Here is a 22,551-nt window from a genome sequence, read left to right as displayed (position 1 = left end):
GCGGCTTACGCGTCCAGCGCATCCATACGCCGCGCAATATCGGCGCGAAACTTGGCGAGAAACATCAGCGCCCTCACCTGCTCGGCGGCAGCCAAAGCATCATTCTTGTGATCGAGCAAGCTTTGCACCTGGGCCAGCAACTCGGCTTCACGCGCGGAAATTTGATCATCCAGCGCCTCCACCGCTGAGGCATCAGCGGCTTCGTCGAGCGCCTCACGCCAGCTCATCTGCTCCATCAAAAAGGCCGCCGGCATGCGGGTGTTTTCGTGCGTGCGCAGGGGTGCTCCACGCAGCTCGCAGAGATAAGCGGCCCGTTTGAGCGGATCACGCAAGCGTTGATGCGCTTCATTCACGCGCACCGCCCACTGCATGGCGATGCGCTGAGCCGCTGCACCTTCGCTGGCGAATTTGTCTGGATGCACCTGAGACTGCAGCGTCTTCCAGCATGCGTCGATGTCGGCACGATTCTGGTCCTGCCGCTGGGGCAAACCAAAAAGGCTGAAGTCATCGTCATCAAGTCGCATCAAAGGCTCTACGCTTCAAGAAAAAGGCGCAGCTCTCGCCGCGCCCGGGACCGAACACAAAAAGGGGCGCAACTTTACACGCGGAAGGACTCGCCGCAGCCGCAGCGGTCTTTCTCGCGCGGATTGCGGAACTTGAAGCCCTCGTTCAAGCCTTCGCGCACGAAGTCCAGCTCGGTGCCATCCAGGTAGGGCAGGCTTTTGGGGTCGATCAAGATCTTGATGCCATGACCCTCGAAGACCACATCCTCGGGCGCCACCTCATCCGCATACTCCAGCTTGTAGGCCAGACCGGAGCAACCGGTGGTCTTGACACCCAAGCGAACGCCCACGCCCTTGCCGCGCTTGGTGATGTAGCGCGTCACATGGCGCGCAGCAGCTTCGGTCACAGTCACTGACATGCCGGTGATCCCTTATTGGGCTGCTTGAGCGGCGCCGCCATGCTTGGCGCGGTAGTCATCCACCGCAGCCTTGATGGCGTCTTCGGCCAAGATGGAGCAGTGAATCTTGACCGGCGGCAGGGCCAACTCTTCGGCGATCTGGGTGTTCTTGATGTCCAGCGCCTGATCCAAGGACTTGCCCTTGACCCATTCGGTCACCAGCGAGCTGGAGGCGATGGCGGAGCCGCAGCCATAGGTCTTGAACTTGGCATCTTCGATCAAACCGGTGGCCGGGTTGACCTTGATCTGCAGCTTCATCACATCGCCGCAGGCCGGCGCGCCGACCATGCCGGTGCCAACCGAGTCATCGCCCTTTTCAAAGGCGCCGACATTGCGCGGGTTTTCGTAGTGATCAACGACTTTTTCGCTATAGGCCATGATGTTCTCCTGATTCTGTTCGTGCCGCGCCGAGATTCAACTCAGTGCGCTGCCCATTGAATAGTGCTGATGTCGATGCCGTCCTTGTACATATCCCAGAGCGGCGACAACTCACGCAATTTGCCGACTCTGTCCTTCAGGGTCGCAATCGCATAATCAATTTCTTCGACGGTGGTGAAACGGCCGATCGTCATGCGCAAAGAGGAATGCGCCAACTCATCGCTGCGGCCCAAGGCGCGCAAGACATAGCTGGGTTCCAAGCTGGCCGAAGTACAGGCCGAGCCGGACGACAAGGCCAAGCCCTTCACGCCCATGATCAGCGACTCGCCTTCTACATAGTTGAAGGACATGTTCAGGTTGTGCGGCACGCGGCGTTCGAGGTCGCCGTTCACAAACACCTGCTCAATTCCACTCAGGCCATCTAGCAGGCGCTTGTGCAGCATGCGAATACGCGCGCCCTCTTCCGCCATTTCTTCGCGAGCGATGCGGTAGGCGGTGGCCATGCCGACGATCTGATGCGTGGCCAGCGTGCCGGAGCGCATGCCACGCTCTTGACCGCCGCCATGCATCTGCGCTTCCAGGCGAATCCGTGGCTTGCGGCGCACATACAGAGCGCCAATGCCCTTGGGGCCATAGGTCTTGTGCGAAGCCAGGCTCATCAAATCGACCGGCAACTTGGCCAAATCAATTTCCACCTTGCCCGTGGCCTGAGCGGCGTCCACGTGGAAGATTGCCCCGCGCTCGCGGCACAGCGCACCGATGGCAGGAATGTCTTGAATCACACCGATCTCATTGCTAACAAACAGCACCGAAACCAAAATGGTGTCTGGGCGGAAAGCGGCCTTCAACTTATCCAGATCAACAAGGCCATTGGCCTCGACATCCAGGTAGCTGACCTCGAAACCTTGACGCTCCAACTCGCGGCAGGTGTCCAGCACGGCCTTGTGCTCGGTCTTCAGCGTGATGATGTGTTTGCCGCGGGTCTTGTAGAACTGCGCCGCGCCCTTGATGGCGAGGTTGATCGACTCGGTTGCGCCGGAGGTCCAGACGATTTCGCGTGGGTCGGCGCCGATCAGCGCGGCCACTTCTTCACGAGACTTCTCGACAACGGCCTCCGCTTCCCAGCCCCAGGCATGGCTGCGTGAGGCCGGATTGCCGAAATGTTCACTCAACCACGGCACCATGGCGGTAACGACACGGGGGTCCACGGGCGTGGTCGCGCCGTAGTCCAAATAGATCGGGAAATGCGGGGTCATGTCCATTTTTGGCTGGGCTTCTTGCTTGGCTTGTTTTCTGTTGAAACGTATTTACTTGGTGAAGGCATTGCCGAGGGCAAAGACCGAATTCGGCGCCGTGATGCGGATCGGCTTCACCACCGGCGTGGAAGAAATGGCACGTTTCATGGGTGACTCTTCAATGGTCACGCCCTTGGCGACTTGGTCTTCCACCAGCTTGCGCAGGGAGACGGAGTCCAAGTACTCGATCATCTTGGCGTTCAAACTGGTCCACAACTCATGGGTGATGCAGCGGCCGGTGTTCTCGCCCATGCAGTTCTCATGGCCGCCGCAACCGGTGGCATCAATGGGTTCGTCGACCGCGACGATGATGTCGGCCACGGTGATTTCGCTGGATTTGCGGCCCAGCGAGTAGCCGCCGCCCGGTCCGCGGGTGCTCTCGACCAGCTCATGCCGACGCAGCTTGCCGAACAACTGCTCCAAATAGGAGAGTGAAATCTGCTGACGCTGGCTGATGGCGGCCAAGGCCACCGGCCCACCGTTTTCGCGCAGGGCCAAATCAATCATCGCAGTGACGGCAAAACGGCCCTTGGTGGTGAGTCGCATCTATCTCTCCTTTGGTCCGAAAGACCCCTGTGGCGGCATGAGCCATTCATGCCGGAGCCAGGCTTCCCCCTCGAGACAGCGTCGGAGGGTTAACCCTGGATCAATTCCGACCATTTTACTCAATTACTACCAAGCTTGCTGGAGAGCCCCCAAAAACGAGCCAGAACTACTTGAGGATATGGTCGTGTACCACCGCGCCAAAGGCCTGCTCGCGCAGTTGCGCCAGTTGGTCGCGCACACGGGCGGCCTTCTCGAATTCCAGATTGCGCGCGTGTTCGAGCATCTGCTTTTCCAACAAGGCCATACGCTTGCTGAGATCCTTCTCGGACATTTGCTCGACCTCGGCCACTTGCAGCAGCTTCTGGTCGTCGCGGCCGCTCTTTTCCGAGTAGACGCCGTCGATCAGATCCTTGATGCGTTTATTCAGCGCGCGCGGCGTGATGCCATGAGTTTCATTGAAGGCCAACTGTTTGGTTCGACGCCGCTCCGTCTCTCCCATGGCCTTTTTCATCGAGTCGGTAATGCGGTCGGCGTAAAGAATCGCCTTGCCGCGCAGATTGCGCGCCGCCCGGCCTATGGTCTGGATCAAGCTGCGCTCGGAGCGCAAGAAGCCTTCTTTGTCCGCATCCAGAATTGCGACCAGCGAGACCTCAGGGATATCGAGGCCTTCTCGCAGCAAGTTGATGCCCACCAGCACGTCAAAAGTGCCGAGGCGCAAGTCACGCAAGATCTCCACTCGCTCGACCGTGTCCACATCCGAATGCAGGTAGCGAACCTTGATGCCGTTGTCGCTCAAGTAATCCGTCAGCTGTTCGGCCATCCGCTTGGTCAAGGTGGTGATCAAGACCCGCTCGTTGACCTCCACCCGTTCGCGAATCTCCTGCAACACATCATCGACTTGATGCGTGGCCGGCCGCACTTCAACCAAGGGGTCGACCAAGCCGGTCGGGCGAACCACCTGCTCCACGATTTGGCCGGCATTCTCTTGTTCGTAATTGCCTGGCGTAGCGGACACAAACACCGCCTGACGCATCTTGCGCTCGAACTCATCGAATTTGAGCGGCCGGTTATCCAGCGCCGAAGGCAAACGGAAGCCGTACTCCACCAACGTCGTCTTGCGTGCCCGGTCGCCGTTGTACATGCCGCCAAACTGGCCGATCAGCACATGGCTTTCATCCAGGAACATCAGCGCATCTTTGGCCAGATAGTCCACCAAAGTCGGCGGCGCCTCGCCGGGTTGTGCGCCTGAAATATGCCGGGTGTAGTTCTCAATGCCCTTGCAATGCCCCACCTCTTGCAACATCTCCAAGTCAAAACGGGTGCGCTGCTCCAAGCGCTGGGCCTCCACCAACTTGCCGTCTTGCACGAACTGCCCCAGCCGCTCACGCAACTCCTGCTTGATGGTGTCCATCGCCGCCAAAACGCGCTCGCGCGGCGTGACGTAATGGCTGCTGGGATAGACGGTGAAACGCGGGATCTTCTGGCGAATCTTGCCGGTCAGCGGGTCGAACAGTTGCAAGGTTTCCACTTCATCGTCGAACAACTCGATGCGCAGTGCCAATTCCGAATGTTCGGCCGGGAAGACATCAATGGTGTCGCCTCGCACGCGGAAGGCGCCGCGGCTGAACTCCACCTCATTGCGGGTGTACTGCATGCGAATCAGTTGGGCGATCACATCGCGCTGCCCCATCTTGTCACCGGTGCGCAGGGTCATCACCATCTGGTGATAGTCGGCCGGGTTGCCAATGCCGTAAATCGCTGAAACCGAGGCCACGATCACCACATCGCGGCGCTCCATCAAGCTCTTGGTGGCCGACAAACGCAGTTGCTCAATATGCTCATTGATAGCGCTGTCTTTTTCAATGAAAAGATCGCGCTGGGGCACATAAGCTTCGGGCTGGTAGTAGTCGTAGTAGCTCACGAAATACTCCACCGCATTATTGGGAAAGAAATCCCGAAACTCGGAGTACAGCTGAGCGGCCAAGGTCTTGTTGGGCGCAAAAATGATGGCAGGCCGCCCCAGGCGGGCAATCACATTGGCCATGGTGAAGGTCTTGCCCGAACCGGTCACGCCCAGCAGGGTCTGAAAGCTCAAGCCGTCGTTCACGCCTTCAACCAGCTTTTCGATCGCCGCCGGTTGATCGCCAGCCGGCGGGAAAGGCTGGAACAGTTGGAACGGCGAGCCTTCGAAAGTCACGAACTCACCCTTCGGCGCCTCGGCGTTTTCATCGTTTTTGTCTATGAGGGCGGTCGAATCTTGCATAGGGTCATCCCGGAATCAACGCGCATCGCCGCCTAGAATTCGCGGTCTGCGCAACCCGACAGGTTAGCTCAGACGCTGGCTTCATGCCCTCTCCCCCGACCTCACTGTTGACACCGTTCTGTCAGGAAAGCCGTCCATGTCCTTGTTTTCCGCCGTCGAAATGGCCCCTCGCGACCCAATTCTGGGTCTCAATGAACAATTCAATGCCGACCCCAACCCTGCCAAGGTCAATCTGGGCGTGGGCGTCTATTTCGATGCCGCTGGCAAGCTGCCCTTGCTGAAATGCGTGGCCGAGGCGGAACGCGCCATGCTGACTGACCCCAAGGCGCGCGGCTACTTGCCGATTGACGGCATCGCCGCTTACGACAAGGCAGTCCAAGGTCTGGTTTTCGGCACCGACAGTGCCGTGGTGCAAGACAAGCGCGTCGCGACCGTGCAGGCCATTGGCGGCACAGGTGGCCTGAAGATTGGCGCTGATTTTCTGAAGCGCCTGAACCCCGGCGCCCAAGTGCTGATCTCCGACCCCAGCTGGGAGAACCACCGTGCGCTGTTCAGCAATGCCGGTTTCGAGGTCGGCACCTACCCGTATTTCGACGCCGCCAATCTGGGCATCGCCTTCGACGCCATGCTGGCGGCCCTGAACAGCGCAGCCGTCGGCACGGTGGTGGTCTTGCACGCCTGCTGCCACAACCCGACCGGCTATGACCTGACGGCTGCGCAATGGACCCAGGTGGTCGAGGTGGTCAAGGCCCGCGGCTTGGTGGCCTTCCTCGACATGGCCTACCAGGGCTTTGGCGAAGGCATCCAGGAAGACGGCGCCGTGATCCAGCAGTTCCTGGCCGCAGGCCTGGACTTCTTTGTCTCGACCAGTTTCTCCAAGAGCTTCTCACTTTATGGCGAGCGGGTCGGCGCCTTGAGCGTGGTGTGCGCCTCGGCCGAAGAAGCGGCCCGGGTGTTGAGCCAATTGAAGATCGTGATCCGCACCAACTACTCCAACCCGCCAACCCACGGTGCCCAGGTGGTAGCTACCGTGTTGTCGACCCCTGCCCTGCGCGGCTTGTGGGAAGAAGAGCTGGCCGGCATGCGCCTGCGCATCCGTGCCATGCGCGTGGCCTTGGTCGAGGCCCTGCAAGCCGCAGGCGTTCAACAAGATCTGAGTTTTGTGACGCGCCAAAAAGGCATGTTCAGCTACTCGGGCCTGTCGGCCGCTCAAATGCAGCGCTTGCGCAGCGAGTTCGGCGTCTACGGTGTCGACTCCGGGCGCATCTGTGTGGCGGCACTGAACGAGAAGAATCTGCCGGGCGTTGCGAAGGCCATGGCCACGGTGATGAAGGGCTGAGCGGCACGCTCTGCCCCGTAAACACACCGTAAATGTCGAGAGAGAGGCCGGCGATCCGAAAAAATTCGGATTCCCGGCCTCTTTTCGCGACAGCAAGGCGGCTTCCGGGCCGATAAAATGCTGCATCGCACAAATTAGTGCACTATTGCGCTTGAGCAAATCGTTGCGGCCACCCGCCGCCCTCTTTCACCGCACCCAAAGGGCAGACCATGCTGTATCAATTGTTTGAAACTCAGCGCGCGCTGATGAGTCCGTTTGCGGAGTTCGCCAGTGCGTCGGCCAAGCTCTACAGCCACCCGCTGTCCCCGTTCGCGCATTCGCCTATTTCGCAACGCGTCTCGGCCGGTTTGGACTTGATGCACCGTCTGGGTAAGGACTACGAGAAGCCGGAATTCGGTATTCGCGGCGTCGAGGTGGACGGCATCGAGGTTGCGGTGCAGGAATTGGTGCCCCTGACGAAACCGTTTTGCCGCCTGATGCGCTTCAAGCGTTACACCGACAACGTCGCCGTGCTGTCCAAAATGAAGGATCAGCCCACCGTCTTGGTGGTGGCACCTTTGTCAGGCCACCACAGCACACTGCTGCGCGACACCGTGCGCCAACTGCTGAAGGACCACAAGGTCTACATCACCGACTGGACCGACGCTCGCATGGTGCCGCTGGAAGAAGGCCCCTTCCACCTGGATGACTACATCGCCTATGTGCAGGAGTTCATCCGCCACATCGGCCCTGAGTGCCATGTGATCTCGGTCTGCCAGCCCACCGTACCGGTGCTCGCGGCGATTTCCCTGATGGCCTCCAACGGCGAACAAACACCGCGCTCCATGACAATGATGGGCGGCCCGATCGATGCACGCAAGAGCCCGACCGCCGTCAACAACCTGGCCATGAACCGCAGCTTCAACTGGTTCGAAGCCAATGTGATCTACCGGGTGCCAACCAATTTCCCGGGTGCATCGCGCAGCGTTTACCCCGGCTTTTTGCAGCACACCGGCTTTGTGGCCATGAACCCGGACCGCCACCTGAGTTCGCATTACGACTACTTCCTCGACCTGGTACGCGGCGATGATGACGGCGCAGACTCGCACCGCCAGTTCTACGACGAATACAACGCAGTGCTGGACATGCCGGCCGAGTACTACCTCGACACCATCAAGACCGTGTTCCAGGACTTTGCCCTGGTCAACGGCACCTGGGAGGTCAAGGGCCAGTTGGTGCGACCGCAAGACATCACCGGCACCGCCTTGTTGACGATCGAAGGCGAACTTGATGACATCTCCGGCGCCGGCCAGACCCGTGCCGCGCATGACCTCTGCTCAGGCATTTCATCGGCACACCAGTTCCATTACGACGCCGTCGGTGCCGGCCATTACGGCATCTTCTCCGGCCGCCGTTGGCGCGAAAAGGTGTATCCCGAGGTCCTGAGCTTTATTGCCAAGTACGACCGCGACAACGCGCTGGAACAGGCACCTAAGGCAGCAACACCAGAACGCAAGAGCCGAGCCACCAGCGCTGCCAGCGCCAACTCGACCAGCACCCCGCTGCGCAAGCCGCGCACCAAGCAGGCTTGAAGAAGGCGGGCCCGTCGACTTGAAGGATTCCAGCCCAAGCGGTTTGTCATCACTGATTGCAGACCTTGACGCGGCCTTGCCGCAAACCCAGTGCACGCGTTGCGGCTACCCCGATTGCCACAGCTACGCGGTGGCCGTCGCGTCAGGCGAGGCCGGTATTAACCAATGCCCGCCCGGGGGTGCCGAAGGCGTGCAACGGCTCGCGGCGCTGACGGGCCGCCCCGCCCTGCCCCTGAGCGCTGAGCATGGGCAGGAAGGGCCGCTGAAGCTGGCCGTCATTGACGAAAGCTGGTGCATTGGCTGCACGCTTTGCATCAAAGCCTGCCCGGTCGATTGCATCGTCGGCGCGCCAAAGCAGATGCATTTGATCGTCAATGAGCAATGCACCGGCTGCGAACTGTGCGTGCCGGCTTGTCCGGTGGACTGCATTTCGATGCTGGAGCTCAAACCCGAGTTAACCGGCTGGGCGGCCTGGAGCCAAGCCTCAGCCGAACAAGCCCGCGAGCGCTACCAATTCCACGCCCTCAAACGATCGAGAGAGACGCGCGAAAACGAAGCCCGCCTGGTAGCCAAGGCAGAGGCCAAGCTGGCGCATTTGGAAGAAGCTTCGAAGATCACCGACCCGAACGAGTTGGATCGCAAGCGCGACGTAATCGAAGCCGCCTTGGCGCGGGCCCGGGCCAAGCGAGCCGGTTGAATAGCACTCAGCCATAGATGCCCCTGTCTCTGTGCCTGCGGAGCGACCCTCGGGCCACTGCTGCGGCCGAACCGGTTTGGTCTAGGCCTGGGGCCAATCCTCACTCATGCCCAGCTGCACACCGTGCACCGCTAGCATTTCGCCGGCTTCGCTGCTGAGCCAAAAAGCTCGCTCGCGCACACGCGCTGCTCGTATGGCGTCCGGGCGCGGGCCTCGATCGTCGCGGCCAGGGTGAATCATCAGCAGGCCAGCATCCGGCAGGCTGGCCAGACAAGTCGCCACAAACTCGGGCAACAAGGTCTCGGGACCAAAGGCATAGACGCCGGCAAAGTCATCATTCATGCGCAGCTTCGCTCGATTTGCGCCGCGCCGCAGCGCCGCTTCGCCCAGGCCGGCAATGATGGCCGCCTTCAATCCACGCCAGCTGCGGCTGCGTGTTGAACGCAGCGCACAGGCCCGGCCATAACGCCGCGTCAAAGCGGCCAGCACGGCGTCGCGCACGGAGGGCAGCTGATGCAAATGCTGATGCCCATCCAGATAGGCCGGCGGCGCTTGCATCGCAGCTTCAAAGGCATCCAGCTGCTGGTCGACCCAGCCTTGTACCTGCGCCGGCTGTAGGCGCCGCAGGTAGCTGGCCATGATCCAGCCTTTCAAATCCCGGCCGACGGCATAGGGCGCGAATTCATTCAAATCCAAATGCAAACCATAGTCGGCCATGCCCTGGCGCTCCCGCAAGGCGGGTGCCCACTGAGCCCAGTCGGGAGACAGCACCATGCAACTGGTCGCACTGATGCGCCCGGCATCGATGCACTCCAGAATGCCGAGACTGACTCCAGCATCAAAGCCATAGTCGTCTGCACAGATTTGCACCCGTTTCACGACTCGACCCCACGCGAACGAAAGGCCCAAAAGCGACTCAGCAGCCAGGTCATCGCGGCAACAGCCAAGAGCACCAGAAACAAAGCCAAACGGTATTCCATGCCCGCTTTCAGCAAGAGCGCATAGAGCGACTCATTGCTGATGAAACCCAGCAAGGCGACAGCCGCGAAGCGCGGCAAAGCCTGCTTAGCACTCGACTGCTGCGCTGCGAAGGTAAGCCGGTGGTGGCCCAAGAAGCTGACGCAAAAAGCCAGCAAGAATCCCAATACATTGGCCGCCAATGCGGGCCACTGAAGCTGCGACACCAAGCCCCACACCACCCCCATGTGCACGGCCGCTGCCGAGGCGCCGATGACGCCAAACCAGGCCAGTGAACTCACTGCGGCTCCCGCGGCTGCAAGGGCGGGGTCAGGTCTTGCGTCACATAGAGTGGCCGCTGCTTCACTTCGTCAAAAACACGACCCAGGTACTCGGCAATGATGCCAAGACAAAGCAGCTGCACGCCAGCTAGAAAGGTGATCGACGCCGCCAAGGTGGTGAAGCCGGAAACGGGCTGCCCGAACACCGCTTTTTCCATCACGATCCAAAAACCAAATCCGACCGAGGCCAAGGACACCATCAACCCAAGCAAAGACACCAGACGCAGCGGCATCTTGGTGAAGGCCGTCAAGCCAACCACCGCGAAGGACAGCAACTGCATATAGCCAAAGGTCGACTCGCCATGCAGGCGCGCATCGGGCACATATTCAAGCGCCTTTGCCTTGAAGCCTACCCAGGCAAACAGCCCCTTCATATAGCGCGCCCGCTCGGGCAAACGGCGCAGCACCAGCACCACCTTGCGGTCGAGCAAACGGAAGTCGCCGGCATTGGGCGGCATGTCGACCCGCGAGCCATGCCGCATCAGCCAATAGAACACCTTGGTGTAGCTGCGTCGGGCCAATGACTGCGACTCGCTGCGGCCTTCTTGCACCGCGTAGACCACATCAAATCCGAGTCGCCAATCCGCCAGCATCTGCAGCGCGGTGTCGATCGGGTGCTGGCCATCGGAGTCCATGATGATGACCGCATCACCATCGGCGGCGTCCAGGCCTGCACACAGCGCAGCCTCCTTGCCAAAGTTGCGAGACAGGCGCAACAGGCGCACCGGCAGGCCTTGCGAGATCAGACCCTGTACGACCAAAACGGTGTCGTCGCTGCTGCCATCGTCGATGACCAGCAACTCGAGTTGTTGTGCTTGCCCGCTCAATTGCTGACTCAAGGCAGGCAACAAGCTGGCCAGGTTGCGGGCTTCGTTGAAGGCCGGCAACACGATGCTCAGCAGGCGCGGCATCTCACGCGTCGTGGCTGCCGTTGCAGGCACGGATGTCAAGTCTGTAGGGGTGGTGCTGGTGTGCATCAGGGTCATTTGCTTTCTTGGCCGTCGTCGGGCAACAGGCATTGGTCCTTGTTGCAAGCCAGCGCTGTGGCGCGCAGGGCGGATTGTCTATCGACGCGCAGCACTTTAAACGCCGGCCGCTCTCTTGAACCGGGCATACCGGCATAGAGGCCACCCGCAGTGTAGAAGTAGGCCGAGTAATTGGGCTTGCTGGCATAGCTGAGGCGGCAGTCTTGCTGCGGGCAAGCCAGCTTGTAGGCCTCGATCATCGGCAAGTCCGAGTTGGCCCGACTGATCTGCGGCAGCTTGAAAACAAAGGCCCAGGCGTATAACAAGGCCAGCGCCAACACCGTCAGCCAACTGCCACGTCGACGCAGCCAGGCCTCGGGCAGCGCAGCGATGGCGAGGATCACCAAGCCGGGCAAGGCCGTCATGGCGTAGGTGAAGATCAGATTGCGCGCCGCACTGAACAAGAGCAAGGGCGCCAAGGCAATGCACAGCGCGTAACAAGCCAGATCAAGCCTGCGAGCCGCTGCGCTGTCATCACCCTCCGATGCCGCCATCCCGCCCCGTTGGAACTGCGCCATCACGGCGCCGCGCCCTTGCCGCATGCGCAAGTAGGGCAAGCGAATCAGCAGCAGCAACACCGCCGGTAAGGCCGCCACCAAGGTGAACAGCCAAATCATGCCCAGCGGCTGTGCATGGGCAAAGCCGTAGCGATCGCCTTTCCAGCCCGGTTGCAAAAAGCGCATCACATGCTCGCCCAGCACGAAATACTCGACAAAGCCGGGCGTCTTTAACTCGGCCATTACATACCACGGCAGCGCGCCGCCAAGGCAGATCAACCAGACCCAGGGGTCGCCCGCGACGGCACGAATTTCAGGCCAATGCTTACGCCAGGCTGCGTGCATAAACACCGGCAACAGCGCCAGTACCGCGGCGGCCGGCCCCTTGGTCAGCAAAGCCATCGCCATGCCCACGGCAAGCCAGCGGCCGGCACTGCGCCGCGCAGCACCGCCCGAGCACAACACCCGCCACCAAGCCGCCTGCACGAACATCACCGCTGCCCCCAGCGTCGCATCGGTCATCACCGCGCCGGCGCTGATAAAGAACAGTGGGCACAACGCCAACAAGGCCTGCGCTGCCAAGATTTGCAGCCGACTCAAGACACCGCTCAACATCCAACCGAAAGCCAGCAGACCAAACACGCTCCACAACACCGCCGGCAAGCGGCCGGCCCATTCGCTGACGCCGAACACGGTCATCGACAGGGCTTGCATCCAGGTCGACAAGGGAGGCTTGGCCCAGAACACTTCGTCGGGCGTGATGTGCGGGCTGATCCAGTCCCCGGTTTGCACCATCAAGCGCGCGATCTCGGCGTAACGTGCCTCGGTGTGATCGGTCAAGGGCAACAGTGGCAAGGTCAGCAGGCGCAGCAGCAGTATCAGCAGCAACAGGCCAAGCCAAGGCCTGAGAGACTGGCTTGACGGAGGAGTTTCAGTCGGACGAAGCATGAAAAGAGGTGGACGCTTGAATGCCGGCATCATGCCACCGCTTACCGGCTCCGGCGCCCATCGCAAGACGATGAGGTGAGCAGGCAGGGGACAATGCGGCCCCATGAACGCAGAGCAAATCGATATTTTCTTCAATACCTTGCGCGCAGCCAACCCGGCCCCGCAAACGGAACTGGAATACGCCAGCGTGTTTGAGTTGCTTGCGGCCGTACTGCTGTCCGCCCAAGCCACCGATGTGGGCGTCAACAAGGCCACCCGGCGTTTATTTGTCGTCGCCAACACACCGCAGAAAATTTTGGCGCTGGGCGAAGACGGCCTGTGCGAACACATTCGGACGATTGGCCTATATCGGAGCAAGGCCAGGCACTTGATCGCCACTTGCCAGATTTTGCTGGAGCAGCACGGCGGCCAGGTCCCGAACACGCGCGAGGCCCTCGAGGCATTGCCCGGTGTCGGCCGCAAGACCGCCAATGTGGTGCTGAATGTGGCTTTCGGGCAGGCCGCCATGGCGGTGGATACGCATATCTTCCGGGTCAGCAATCGCACCGGGCTCGCCCCCGGAAAGACGCCCTTGGCGGTCGAGTTGGGGCTACTCAAGCGCATCCCGGCCGAATTCATGGTGGACGCCCACCATTGGCTGATCCTGCACGGCCGCTATGTCTGCAAAGCGCGCTCGCCCTTGTGCGCAAGTTGCGCGGTGGCCGCTCAATGCGATCACGGCCGCCTACAATCCAAGCCTGCCTAGGGAGCCACGGGGAACCATGCCAAGCATCACCGACTTGATCGACCGCGTCGAGCGCCTGCTGCTCCGCCACGAAGAATTGAAGCGCACCAACGCATTGTTGGCCGAGCAAGTAAGCCACCTGAACCAAGAGCGCGACAGCCTGCGTTCGCGGCTGAACGCAGCCCGAGCACGTATTGACGTGCTGCTGGAACGCTTGCCTGTAGAAAACGAATCCGGAAAGAATTCCTCGTGAAGCAAATGGAAGTAACCATCATGGGGCAGAGCTATTTGCTCGGCTGCCCCGACGGCGGCGAAGCCGCTTTGAGCAAGGCCGTGGCCCAAGTCGACCGCGAAATGAGCGCCATCCGCGATGCGGGCCGCGTCAAGGCACGCGAGCGCATTGCCGTGCTGGCCGCACTGAATCTCGCCTATCAATTGGCCGAAACCGGAACGGCTGCGCCAAGCCCAAGTCGCTCAGCCCCCGTGGGCGCCGATTCTTTGCCCGACCTAGAAAGCCTGATGCGGCGCCTCGACGAAGCCCTCGGCCACGACGGGCAATTGCTGTAAAGCCATCGGCCTGTCACGCGGCAGGCCTTAGAATCCCCTTGTCCATTGCGTCCGCGTGAGCTTTATATGTCCTTGAACCAATGCTCTCTGAGCAAGGGCTTGGAACATTGCCCAACAAGCGTGATCGTCTCGCGTCAGATGAACCCAATGTTTGGCTGACCTCGCCCACCTGAACCCCTGGTTCAGGACTGCGGCTCACGGTTCGCGGTGGACACCTCTTTTTTGCGCTTGCCACCCGGTTGGGCCCGGCAATTGCCCAACATCCTCGTACTGCCATTCCCGTGAACTACTGGCTGATGAAGTCCGAGCCCAGTGAGTGCTCGATCGATGATCTTGCCCAGGCCACCGGACAAACCTTGCCCTGGGTCGGCGTGCGCAACTACCAAGCGCGCAACTTCATGCGCGACCAAATGCGCATCGGTGACGGCGTGTTGTTCTATCACTCGTCCTGCCCGGAGCCCGGCATTGCGGGGCTCGCCGCGGTGGCCAGTGAGGCCTATGCCGACGCGACCCAATTCGACCCGCTCAGCCCCTACTTCGATGCCAAGGCCACCCAAGCGGCACCTCGCTGGGTGCATGTGGATGTGCGGTTTGTGAAGAAGACCCGCCTACTCAGCCTGGCTGAATTGCGCGCCGATCCAGCCTTGCAAAGCTTGCGCATCCTACAAGCTGGCAGTCGCTTGTCCATCACGCCGATCAGCCCCGAGGAGTGGCGCTTGCTGGAATTGCGCCTCTGAGCCGAACTGCAACGAACCGGACAAGCCCTCGTTCTAGTGGGCAAATGGGATCGAAGCCAACACCACTTGATTGCCGCCTCGGCGTTGCGCCTCTTGCACCGCCGCCTCGCTGGCCGCCAGCATTTCTTCCTGCTTCGAGGCAGTATGCGGGAAGCTCGACACCCCCATCGAGATGGACAAACCCATGTCCACGCCATTCAGAACGATGATCTGCGCCGTGCACTGGCGCCGCAACTGTTCCATACGGGCATGCGCCGTCGCCAACCCCACCCCGGAGAGCAGCACGGCAAAACGAGTCTCACCGATCCGGCAGGCTGCATCCATCGCGCGGGTATTGGCGCGCAACATACGCCCCATGCCTTCCAACAAACGGTGGCTCGCCTCTTCACCCATGCTCTGCGCCGTCGGCGGCAGCGGATCAAGCGCAATGATGACCAAAGCAAACTCGCGATGCTCGCGCGTGGACAGGTCGATCTCGCGCAAGAGTTGGTCATCGAACTGCGCGCGCAAATACAGGCCCGACATATCGTCACGCCCGGACCCCTGCTGCAATTCGCGCCGAATCTGTTCGATGGTTTTTTGCTGCTGCTCAATTTGCTGCAAGGCGCGCTGCAGATGGCTTTCCCGGTGACGCTCCTCTGTACGCTCACGCCAAACCGACAACACATGCTCAGCGCCCAAGGGCGCCCGCGTCACAGTGAACTCGCGCCGACGTCCGGCCAGGTCGAGCCGATGCTCGCTAACGACCATATTGCGCTGAGCCATCACGGCCTGCTCCACCCGGCGCATGCCCACCACTTCATCGGCTCGCATCAAATCGTTGTCGAGACTGCCGACCAAGTGCTCCTGCCCGAACAATTGCGCCAGCCCCTGACTGCCATAGACATAACGCCCCGAAGCCAGAGACTTGACGGCCGCATAGGCATCCAAGGGTTCGATCAAACTCAGCACTGCGACACCGAGCTCAGGCGCCAAGTCCGGCTGAGCGGCAAGCCACTCCGCCAGCGAGCCCTGGCTTGGCGTTGCGTCAACAAAAGGTGCAGCTGAACTATCCATGAATCCTCAGATACTTTTTTTCGGGCTACTGAAGTGAAACAGTGGTGGTGACCCCATGTGCCAGAAATGTAGATGGCTTGTGCTCGCCTGATCAAGGGGGCCACCCCAAGCTTGGAGGGTCTCCCCCTAGCTTGGGACAACACTGCGACCCGCATTGGCGTGATGTTAGCCGCGATGGTATCCAATGCCATGCCACTCTCACCGATCTCGCCCCATGAATATCGCATTGATCGGAGCGTCGAAGAGCAGGAGTTATGGTCCTCCTTCCCCCATCTGCGGGACAATGCGCCCCAACAAGCAAGCCATCAAACGCCTCAGAGGCTCATGCGGGCGCCCCACCTCCCCTCGTTTCAAACCACCCAGCCATGCATTCTTTTGACCTGGTCGTCGTCGGCGCCGGAGCCGCCGGCCTATTTTGTGCAGGCATGGCCGGCCAAGGCGGCCAACGTGTTCTATTGATCGACCATGCCGAGCGCGTGGCCGAGAAGATTCGCATCTCAGGCGGCGGCCGCTGCAATTTCACCAACCGCGATGTGGGGCCGAACAATTTTCTGTCCGATAACCCCGCCTTTTGCCGCTCCGCCTTGGCGCGCTACAGCAGCCAGGACTTCATCGCGCTGATTCAAAAACACGGCATCGCCTTCCACGAAAAGCACAAGGGGCAGTTGTTCTGCGACGACTCCAGCGAGCAGATTATTCGCATGCTGTTGGCGGAGTGCGAAGCAGGTGGCGTGCAGCGCTGGCAGCCCTGCACCGTGCAAGACGTGCAGCAAGCCGACCCGCAATCGGGCGGTTTTGTGATTGAAACCTCGCGCGGCCAAGTGCAAACCCTGCGCCTGGTGATTGCAAGTGGCGGTTTGTCGATTCCCAAGATTGGCGCCAGCGACTGGGGTTTGCGCCTGGCCAAGCGCTTTGGGCACAAGATCGTGGAGCCTCGCCCTGCCCTGGTGCCGCTGACCTTTGATCCCGACGCGTGGGCGCCGTTCTCGGCCCTGTCCGGCCTGTCATTGCCGGTAGCGGTCAGCACCGGCCAAGGCAAGGCGCGCGGCCGCTTTCTTGAAGACCTGCTGTTTACCCACCGGGGTTTAAGCGGCCCGGCGATTCTGCAGATCTCAAGTTTTTGGACCGAAGGCCAAGCGCTTCAGATTGATTTGGCACCCGAGTTGACATTGAGCGAAGAGCTCAAAGCCGCAAAGTCCGATTCCCGTCGCCAGATTGGCAATCTACTCAGCACCTTGCTGCCGCAACGCCTGGGGCAAGCCTGGCTGGAGCGATTGGGCCTCCCGGCCAACCGAGTCATGCCCGAATGCAAGGACAAGGACTTGCAGCAACTCGCCGAGCAATTGCAAAACTGGCGTTTGACGCCGAATGGCAGCGAGGGTTGGCGCAAGGCCGAGGTGATGCGTGGCGGCGTTGATACGCGCGAGCTAAGTTCCCAAAGCATGGAAAGCAAACGGGTGCCGGGCCTGCACTTTATCGGCGAAGTGGTGGACGTGACCGGTTGGCTGGGTGGCTATAACTTCCAATGGGCTTGGGCCAGTGCGGCCGCCTGCGCAAGATCTATCTGCGCAAATATGGATTAATCATAAAAATCAGGCTACAATCGCTGTCTTTGCTGGCAAACCCTGCGCGTCGATTCGCAACATTTTTGAAGCGGAATCCGGAAAAGCCGCCTCAAACACGGGCATCAAACTAGCTTCTCATGAAGCTGGTTCGAAAGAAGTGATTGACGAACACCGAGCGCATATTGAAGGAAATACTTTTTCATGACCACGATTCGCGTCAAAGAGAATGAGCCGTTTGATGTGGCTCTGCGCCGTTTCAAGCGCACTATCGAAAAACTGGGCCTGCTGACCGATCTGCGCGCCCGCGAGTTTTACGAGAAGCCCACGGCTGAACGCAAGCGCAAGAAGGCTGCCGCCGTCAAGCGTCATTACAAGCGCGTGCGTAGCATGCAGCTGCCCAAGAAGCTGTACTGATTTTCGCCTTTGCCGGCGCCAACCAGCGTCGAGAACGAAAATCGGTTCACGCCGAAGAAGCTGAATAAGCTCAAGAACAAGGCCCGCACAGGACGCTGTCGCGGGCCTTTTCTTTTGTCGCCGAGAATTCACTGTCTACCCTGAATTGAAACCCCGAGCCATAGGATTCGCCATGAGCCTGAAAGACCGCATCACCGAAGACATGAAGGCCGCCATGCGCGCCAAAGAAGCCGACAAGCTGACCACCATCCGCGGCCTGCTTGCAGCGGTGAAGCAAAAGGAAGTGGATGAGCGCATCGTGGTCGATGATGTCGCCTTGGTCGCCATCGTTGACAAGCTGATCAAACAGCGTAAAGACTCCATCAGCCAATTCACCGCCGGTGGCCGCCCGGATCTGGCCGACAAAGAGGCCGCTGAGCTCAAGGTACTGGAAGCCTATCTGCCGCAGCGCATGAGCGCCGACGAGGTGAACATCGCAGTGGCCGCCATCGTTGCCGAATTGGGCGCCAAAGGGCCGGCTGACATGGGCCGAGTGATGGCCGCCGTCAAGGGCCAACTCAGCGGCAAGGCCGAGATGGCTTTGGTGTCCGCCGCGGTCAAACAAGCGCTCAGCAACTGAGGAACTCGCCATGAGCTTGCCCATCCAAACCGTGACGGTCGACTTCTGCGTGGCGCCGCAATTGGAGCCATCGGCCATGGCGGAAGCCGCCGCTGCAGGATTTCGCAGCGTCATCAATAATCGGCCCGATTTTGAAGGCGGGCCCGATCAGCCCAGCAGCGCGCAAATTGAAAGTGCCGCTCAAGCGGCCGGTTTGGAATACCGCCATTTGCCGGTCAACGGTGGCTACCAGTCACCCGAGGAAATCGAGCAGTTCAAACAGTTGCTGAGCAGCCTGCCGCGCCCGATTCTGGCGTTTTGCCGCTCTGGCGCCCGTTCGACGCGCTTGTTCAACGCCGCCTCGGCCGATTGAGCCTCAAGCCCTCGGCACAACTCCATCCGGAGGGCTGAGGAATGGGCCACTTTCATCGGTGCTTTCCCTGAATGGGCGGGAATTTCAGGCTTCGTTCAGTTGCGACTGGCTACAGTGTCGCCAAGCCTTGAACAGCCCTCGGGCGAATGCCATGCAAGACCTACAAAGGAACTGCTTGGCGCTCGCGCAAACACCTCCATTCAGCTGGATCCCAGATGCAAGCCCTCCTCGCTATCGCCAGGGGCATCGACGATCTGACGGCCCGCTTCGGCATCTTCGCCAAGTGGGCCGTTCTGATCTCATGTCTTGTCAGCGCCGCCAACGCGGTCGTGCGCTACACCTTCGACTACAGCTCCAATTCCTTCCTGGAAATCCAGTGGTACATGTTCGCCGTCTGCGTGATGTTCGGCGCAGCTCAGGTGCTGAAGGTCAATGAGCATGTACGGGTCGACCTGTTCTATAGCCGCCTGAGTGGGCACGGCAAGGTCTATGTGGACATGTTTGGCTTGCTGTTCTTCTTGCTGCCTGTGATTGCCTATATGGCCTGGCTGTCTTGGGCGCTCTTCATGGTCAAGCTGACCACCGGCATGCGCCCGGACGACAGCATCGCCAGCCTGGGCTTCCTTGGCTATGTGTGGAAGCTACTCAGCAGCGGCGAGATGTCCAACAACTCGGGTGGCCTGATTCGCTGGCCCGCGATGTTGACCTTGCCCCTCGGCTTTGCGCTGGTCTGGTTGCAAGGCTTAGCTGAATTGATCAAACGCATCGGCTGGCTAACCCACAGCTACGAGATGGACACCCACTACGAGAGGCCGCTGCAATGATGAGCATGGAGAGTTTCCCCCCGCTGATGTTTGCGGGGCTGATCGTGGTCATGCTGATCGGCTTCCCTGTCGCCTTCTCGCTGGCCGCTCTGGGTCTGGCCTGCGGCTTCTTTGCCATTTCGCAAGGCTGGTTCCCACCTGAATTCATGGCGGCGCTGCCGCAAAACGTCTTCGGCATCTTGTCCAATGACCTGCTGCTGGCGATCCCCTTCTTCACCTTGATGGGGGCGATGCTGGAGAAATGCGGCCTGGCCGAAGACATGCTGGACTCGATGGGCCAGCTCTTTGGCCCTGTGCGCGGCGGCTTGGGCTACTCGGTCATCATCGTCGGCTTCATTCTCGGCGCCATCACCGGCACGGTGGCCGGCCAGGTGATTGCGATGGCAATGATCTCGCTGCCGGTGATGATGCGCTACGGCTACAACATGCGCTATGCCACCGGTGTGCTAGCTGCTTCGGGCACCATCACCCAATTGGTGCCGCCCTCGCTGGTGCTGGTGGTGCTGGCCGACCAGCTCGGCCGCTCGGTGGGCGATATGTACAAGGGCGCCTGGGGCCCGTCGATCCTGCAGGTGTTGATCTTCGCGCTCTACACCTTTGTCTTGAGCCGCGTGAAGCCCGACCATGTGCCCGGCGTGCCAAAAACAGCGCGCAGCCTGCATGGCGCGGCGCTGTGGATCAAATGCCTGCGCGGCATCATCCCTTCGGCCGTGCTGATCTTCGCGGTGCTCGGCAGCATGGGCGGCCTGCCGGGTATCGACACCGCGGTGTGCACCCCCACCGAGGCTGGCGCCATGGGCGCGGTCGGCGCCTTCATTCTGGCCGCCATGCATGGACGTTTGAACTGGCCGCTGGTGAAAGAAGCCATGGCCGGCACCATGCGTATCACCGCCATGGTGGTGTTCATCCTGATCGGCTCACGCACCTTTTCGCTGGTGTTCCAGGGCGTCGAAGGCGGCATCTGGATCGAGCATCTGCTGTCCAACCTGCCCGGCGGACAAACCGGCTTCCTGATTGCCGTCAACATCTTTATCTTCTTCCTGGCCTTCTTCCTCGACTTCTTCGAGATCGCCTTCATCATCCTGCCCTTCCTGGCACCGGTGGCCGACAAGATGGGCATCGATTTGGTCTGGTTCGGCGTGATGCTGTGCGTGAACATGCAGACCAGCTTCATGCACCCGCCCTTCGGCTTTGCCCTCTTCTATCTGCGCGGCATCTCCGACAGCCTGTTCAAGAGCGGCTCTATCCCGGCCAAGGTCGAGTCCAAGGACATCTATATGGGCGCGATTCCCTGGGTGTTGATGCAACTGGTTTTGGTGGGCGTGGTGATCGCCTTCCCGCAGTCCGTGACCGCCTTCCTGGACAAGGAGAAGGTCGTTGACATGAACCAGGCCACCGAGATGCTGCAAGGCATGGGCAATAGCGCCGAGGAAAAGCCCGACAAGGCCGAAACCTCGCCCGAAGATGCCAGCAAGCTGTTCGGGTTGAACCCGCCCGCCGAGGCCGCATCTGCGGCCAGTGCCCCGGCAGCCAACGAGGCCGAAGTGGACCCGATGGAAGCCGTCAAACGCTCCTTGCAACAGGACGCAGCCAACAAGAAATAAGGCGTCCATTCCCAAACGCCAAATTTCCAAACGCGAACAAGGCCGATCGAATCATCGATCGGCCTTTTTTCTTAGCCGCCTAGAAGCAAAAAAGCCCCGCGGCACGACACCGCGGGGCTCTGTTTTGAGGGCTGAAACTTACAGCTTCTGTGCCTGCATAAAGTCGTCAAAACCGGCTTCAGCAAAACGGAACCAGAGGTTCTGATCACGGCGGAAGTTCGAATAATCCTCGTAGACCTTCTTCCAGTTCGGGTTCTTGCCGGACAACTCGCTGTACAGCGCCATCGATTCCTTGAAGGCAGAGTCCATCACGTCCTTGGGGAACTTGAACAGCTTGGTGCCCGAGCCGACCAACTGCTTCAGGGCAGCCGGATTCTTGGCGTCGTACTTGGCCTGCATGTCGACATGCGCGACCGCGGCGGCAGCTTCAACGATCGCCTTGTACTCGGGCGTCAGGGCCTCATAGGCCTTGGTGTTGATGAAGAAGTCCAGTTGCGGGCCGCCTTCCCACCAGCCAGGGTAGTAGTAGTTCGGAGCAACCTTGTTGAAGCCCAGTTTCTGGTCATCGTAGGGGCCCACCCACTCGGCCGCGTCGATGGTGCCTTTTTCCAAGGCGGAGTAGATTTCGCCGCCAGGGATGTTTTGCGGCACGCCGCCCATGCGCTCAAGCACCTTGCCCGCAAAGCCACCGATGCGCATTTTCATGCCCTTGATATCGGCGATCGACTTGATCTCCTTGCGATACCAGCCGCCCATTTGCGCGCCGGTATTGCCACCCAGGAAGTTGATGATGTTGTAGTTGCGATAGAACTCGCGCATCAGCTTCAGGCCGTTGCCCTCCACCATCCATGCGCTCATCTGGCGACTGTTCAGGCCGAAAGGCACGGCGCAACCCAGCGCAAAGGTCTCGTCCTTGCCGAAGAAATAGTAGGGCGCCGTATGAGCCATCTCGACGGTGCCGTTCTGGACGCCGTCCACCACACCGAAGGCAGGCATCAACTCGCCGCCCGCATGCACGGCAACCTGGAATTTGCCGCCAGACATTTCGCTGACCTTCTTGGCAAACACATCGGAAGCACCAAAAATGGTGTCCAAGGACTTCGGAAAACTCGAGGCCAGGCGCCAACGCACATTGGCCTGTGCATGAACGACGGCGGGTGCCACACCAGCAGCCAAAACGCCTGCCAGACCAGCCTGCCGAACAAAGGAACGACGCTCCATTTTGGAACTCCTAGTTTTTGGATTGCGCGAAAATGCAAGCCGATTCTAGG

At 60.4% G+C, this 22,551-nt stretch carries 25 protein-coding genes and 1 other RNA gene; 14 read left to right on the top strand and 12 right to left on the bottom strand.

Annotated features, from left to right (window positions below; translation table 11 throughout):
- Positions 1 to 5 precede the first annotated feature (5 nt).
- The 6 genes from hscB to uvrB all read right to left on the bottom strand — a co-directional run bounded on the left by hscB (position 6) and on the right by uvrB (position 5,443).
- On the bottom strand, positions 6 to 524 hold the full coding sequence (gene hscB, locus WG899_RS01680; protein ID WP_339593882.1) for a Fe-S protein assembly co-chaperone HscB: 519 nt from the start codon (positions 522 to 524) through the stop codon (positions 6 to 8).
- Between the two features lie 74 nt (positions 525 to 598).
- On the bottom strand, positions 599 to 922 hold the full coding sequence (iscA, locus tag WG899_RS01675) for an iron-sulfur cluster assembly protein IscA (RefSeq protein ID WP_339593881.1): 324 nt from the start codon (positions 920 to 922) through the stop codon (positions 599 to 601).
- 12 nt (positions 923 to 934) lie between these two features.
- Positions 935 to 1,339, bottom strand: a complete 405-nt coding sequence (iscU, locus tag WG899_RS01670; protein WP_339593880.1) for a Fe-S cluster assembly scaffold IscU — start codon at positions 1,337 to 1,339, stop codon at positions 935 to 937.
- Between the two features lie 41 nt (positions 1,340 to 1,380).
- The gene (locus WG899_RS01665) at positions 1,381 to 2,601 is read right to left on the bottom strand and encodes an IscS subfamily cysteine desulfurase (protein WP_339593879.1); all 1,221 of its coding nucleotides are present in this window, start codon (positions 2,599 to 2,601) and stop codon (positions 1,381 to 1,383) included.
- Positions 2,602 to 2,646: 45 nt separating this feature from the next.
- Entirely contained in the window at positions 2,647 to 3,180 is a 534-nt protein-coding gene (locus WG899_RS01660; protein WP_263536429.1) for a Fe-S cluster assembly transcription factor, read from the bottom strand.
- A gap of 166 nt (positions 3,181 to 3,346) precedes the next feature.
- Entirely contained in the window at positions 3,347 to 5,443 is a 2,097-nt protein-coding gene (gene uvrB, locus WG899_RS01655) for an excinuclease ABC subunit UvrB (RefSeq protein WP_339593878.1), read from the bottom strand.
- Positions 5,444 to 5,579: 136 nt separating this feature from the next.
- Here uvrB and WG899_RS01650 point away from each other — a divergent pair, with 136 nt between their 5' ends.
- The 3 genes from WG899_RS01650 to rsxB all read left to right on the top strand — a co-directional run bounded on the left by WG899_RS01650 (position 5,580) and on the right by rsxB (position 9,050).
- Positions 5,580 to 6,782 (top strand): amino acid aminotransferase, encoded by a 1,203-nt coding sequence (locus WG899_RS01650; RefSeq protein ID WP_339593877.1) that lies wholly within the window; start codon positions 5,580 to 5,582, stop codon positions 6,780 to 6,782.
- Positions 6,783 to 6,991: 209 nt separating this feature from the next.
- Positions 6,992 to 8,353, top strand: a complete 1,362-nt coding sequence (locus WG899_RS01645) for a polyhydroxyalkanoate depolymerase (protein WP_339593876.1) — start codon at positions 6,992 to 6,994, stop codon at positions 8,351 to 8,353.
- A gap of 43 nt (positions 8,354 to 8,396) precedes the next feature.
- Positions 8,397 to 9,050: an electron transport complex subunit RsxB gene (rsxB, locus tag WG899_RS01640; RefSeq protein WP_339593875.1), complete on the top strand. Its 654-nt coding sequence runs from the start codon at positions 8,397 to 8,399 to the stop codon at positions 9,048 to 9,050.
- Between the two features lie 81 nt (positions 9,051 to 9,131).
- On the opposite strand, the gene WG899_RS01635 is transcribed toward rsxB, so the two are convergent.
- The 4 genes from WG899_RS01635 to WG899_RS01620 are packed head-to-tail and all read right to left on the bottom strand — an operon-like array spanning position 9,132 to position 12,758.
- Positions 9,132 to 9,929: a ChbG/HpnK family deacetylase gene (locus tag WG899_RS01635; protein WP_339593874.1), complete on the bottom strand. Its 798-nt coding sequence runs from the start codon at positions 9,927 to 9,929 to the stop codon at positions 9,132 to 9,134.
- Complete coding sequence (locus WG899_RS01630; protein ID WP_339593873.1) at positions 9,926 to 10,309, bottom strand: GtrA family protein; 384 nt, start codon at positions 10,307 to 10,309, stop codon at positions 9,926 to 9,928. Before WG899_RS01630 ends, WG899_RS01635 begins: the two co-directional genes overlap by 4 nt.
- Positions 10,306 to 11,334 (bottom strand): glycosyltransferase family 2 protein, encoded by a 1,029-nt coding sequence (locus WG899_RS01625; RefSeq protein WP_339593872.1) that lies wholly within the window; start codon positions 11,332 to 11,334, stop codon positions 10,306 to 10,308. The genes WG899_RS01630 and WG899_RS01625 overlap by 4 nt, the downstream gene beginning before the upstream one ends.
- Positions 11,331 to 12,758 carry an ArnT family glycosyltransferase gene (locus WG899_RS01620; protein ID WP_339593871.1) on the bottom strand — a complete coding sequence of 476 codons (1,428 nt, stop codon included), beginning with the start codon at positions 12,756 to 12,758 and terminating at the stop codon, positions 11,331 to 11,333. Before WG899_RS01620 ends, WG899_RS01625 begins: the two co-directional genes overlap by 4 nt.
- Before the next feature lie 163 nt (positions 12,759 to 12,921).
- On the opposite strand from WG899_RS01620, the gene nth reads away from it, so the two are divergent.
- From nth to WG899_RS01600, 5 genes are all read left to right on the top strand, one after another.
- Positions 12,922 to 13,563, top strand: a complete 642-nt coding sequence (nth, locus tag WG899_RS01615) for an endonuclease III (protein ID WP_339593870.1) — start codon at positions 12,922 to 12,924, stop codon at positions 13,561 to 13,563.
- Positions 13,564 to 13,579: 16 nt separating this feature from the next.
- Positions 13,580 to 13,795, top strand: a complete 216-nt coding sequence (gene zapB, locus WG899_RS01610; RefSeq protein WP_339593869.1) for a cell division protein ZapB — start codon at positions 13,580 to 13,582, stop codon at positions 13,793 to 13,795.
- Positions 13,792 to 14,109: a cell division protein ZapA gene (locus WG899_RS01605; RefSeq protein WP_339593868.1), complete on the top strand. Its 318-nt coding sequence runs from the start codon at positions 13,792 to 13,794 to the stop codon at positions 14,107 to 14,109. Before zapB ends, WG899_RS01605 begins: the two co-directional genes overlap by 4 nt.
- A gap of 38 nt (positions 14,110 to 14,147) precedes the next feature.
- A non-coding RNA gene (gene ssrS, locus WG899_RS22330) (6S RNA) lies at positions 14,148 to 14,325 on the top strand.
- 65 nt (positions 14,326 to 14,390) lie between these two features.
- The gene (locus tag WG899_RS01600; protein WP_339593867.1) at positions 14,391 to 14,846 is read left to right on the top strand and encodes an EVE domain-containing protein; all 456 of its coding nucleotides are present in this window, start codon (positions 14,391 to 14,393) and stop codon (positions 14,844 to 14,846) included.
- 33 nt (positions 14,847 to 14,879) lie between these two features.
- Here WG899_RS01600 and WG899_RS01595 read toward each other — a convergent pair whose 3' ends face one another.
- A complete protein-coding gene (locus WG899_RS01595; RefSeq protein ID WP_339593866.1) occupies positions 14,880 to 15,902 on the bottom strand; it encodes a GGDEF domain-containing protein in 1,023 nt (340 codons plus the stop codon).
- Positions 15,903 to 16,267: 365 nt separating this feature from the next.
- Between WG899_RS01595 and WG899_RS01590 the strand changes: the two genes are divergently transcribed.
- The 6 genes from WG899_RS01590 (at position 16,268) to WG899_RS01565 (ending at position 21,280) form a co-directional block, all read left to right on the top strand.
- Positions 16,268 to 17,485 (top strand): BaiN/RdsA family NAD(P)/FAD-dependent oxidoreductase, encoded by a 1,218-nt coding sequence (locus tag WG899_RS01590; RefSeq protein ID WP_339593865.1) that lies wholly within the window; start codon positions 16,268 to 16,270, stop codon positions 17,483 to 17,485.
- Between the two features lie 183 nt (positions 17,486 to 17,668).
- Positions 17,669 to 17,881 carry a 30S ribosomal protein S21 gene (gene rpsU / locus WG899_RS01585; RefSeq protein WP_007833691.1) on the top strand — a complete coding sequence of 71 codons (213 nt, stop codon included), beginning with the start codon at positions 17,669 to 17,671 and terminating at the stop codon, positions 17,879 to 17,881.
- Positions 17,882 to 18,053: 172 nt separating this feature from the next.
- Positions 18,054 to 18,500, top strand: coding sequence for a GatB/YqeY domain-containing protein (locus tag WG899_RS01580; RefSeq protein ID WP_339593864.1), 447 nt, complete (start codon positions 18,054 to 18,056; stop codon positions 18,498 to 18,500).
- Between the two features lie 10 nt (positions 18,501 to 18,510).
- A complete protein-coding gene (locus WG899_RS01575) occupies positions 18,511 to 18,852 on the top strand; it encodes a protein tyrosine phosphatase family protein (protein ID WP_339593863.1) in 342 nt (113 codons plus the stop codon).
- 215 nt (positions 18,853 to 19,067) lie between these two features.
- On the top strand, positions 19,068 to 19,676 hold the full coding sequence (locus WG899_RS01570; RefSeq protein ID WP_339593862.1) for a TRAP transporter small permease subunit: 609 nt from the start codon (positions 19,068 to 19,070) through the stop codon (positions 19,674 to 19,676).
- Positions 19,676 to 21,280, top strand: a complete 1,605-nt coding sequence (locus WG899_RS01565) for a TRAP transporter large permease (RefSeq protein ID WP_339593861.1) — start codon at positions 19,676 to 19,678, stop codon at positions 21,278 to 21,280. Before WG899_RS01570 ends, WG899_RS01565 begins: the two co-directional genes overlap by 1 nt.
- 138 nt (positions 21,281 to 21,418) lie before the next feature.
- Here WG899_RS01565 and WG899_RS01560 read toward each other — a convergent pair whose 3' ends face one another.
- Positions 21,419 to 22,501 carry a TRAP transporter substrate-binding protein gene (locus WG899_RS01560; RefSeq protein WP_339593860.1) on the bottom strand — a complete coding sequence of 361 codons (1,083 nt, stop codon included), beginning with the start codon at positions 22,499 to 22,501 and terminating at the stop codon, positions 21,419 to 21,421.
- Positions 22,502 to 22,551 lie beyond the last annotated feature (50 nt).

The organism is Paucibacter hankyongi, assembly GCF_037482915.1.
GTDB lineage: Bacteria > Pseudomonadota > Gammaproteobacteria > Burkholderiales > Burkholderiaceae_C > Paucibacter_A > Paucibacter_A hankyongi.
The sequence above is the reverse complement of the archived record's forward strand: the minus strand, read 5'-3'. Positions and strand labels throughout refer to the sequence as shown.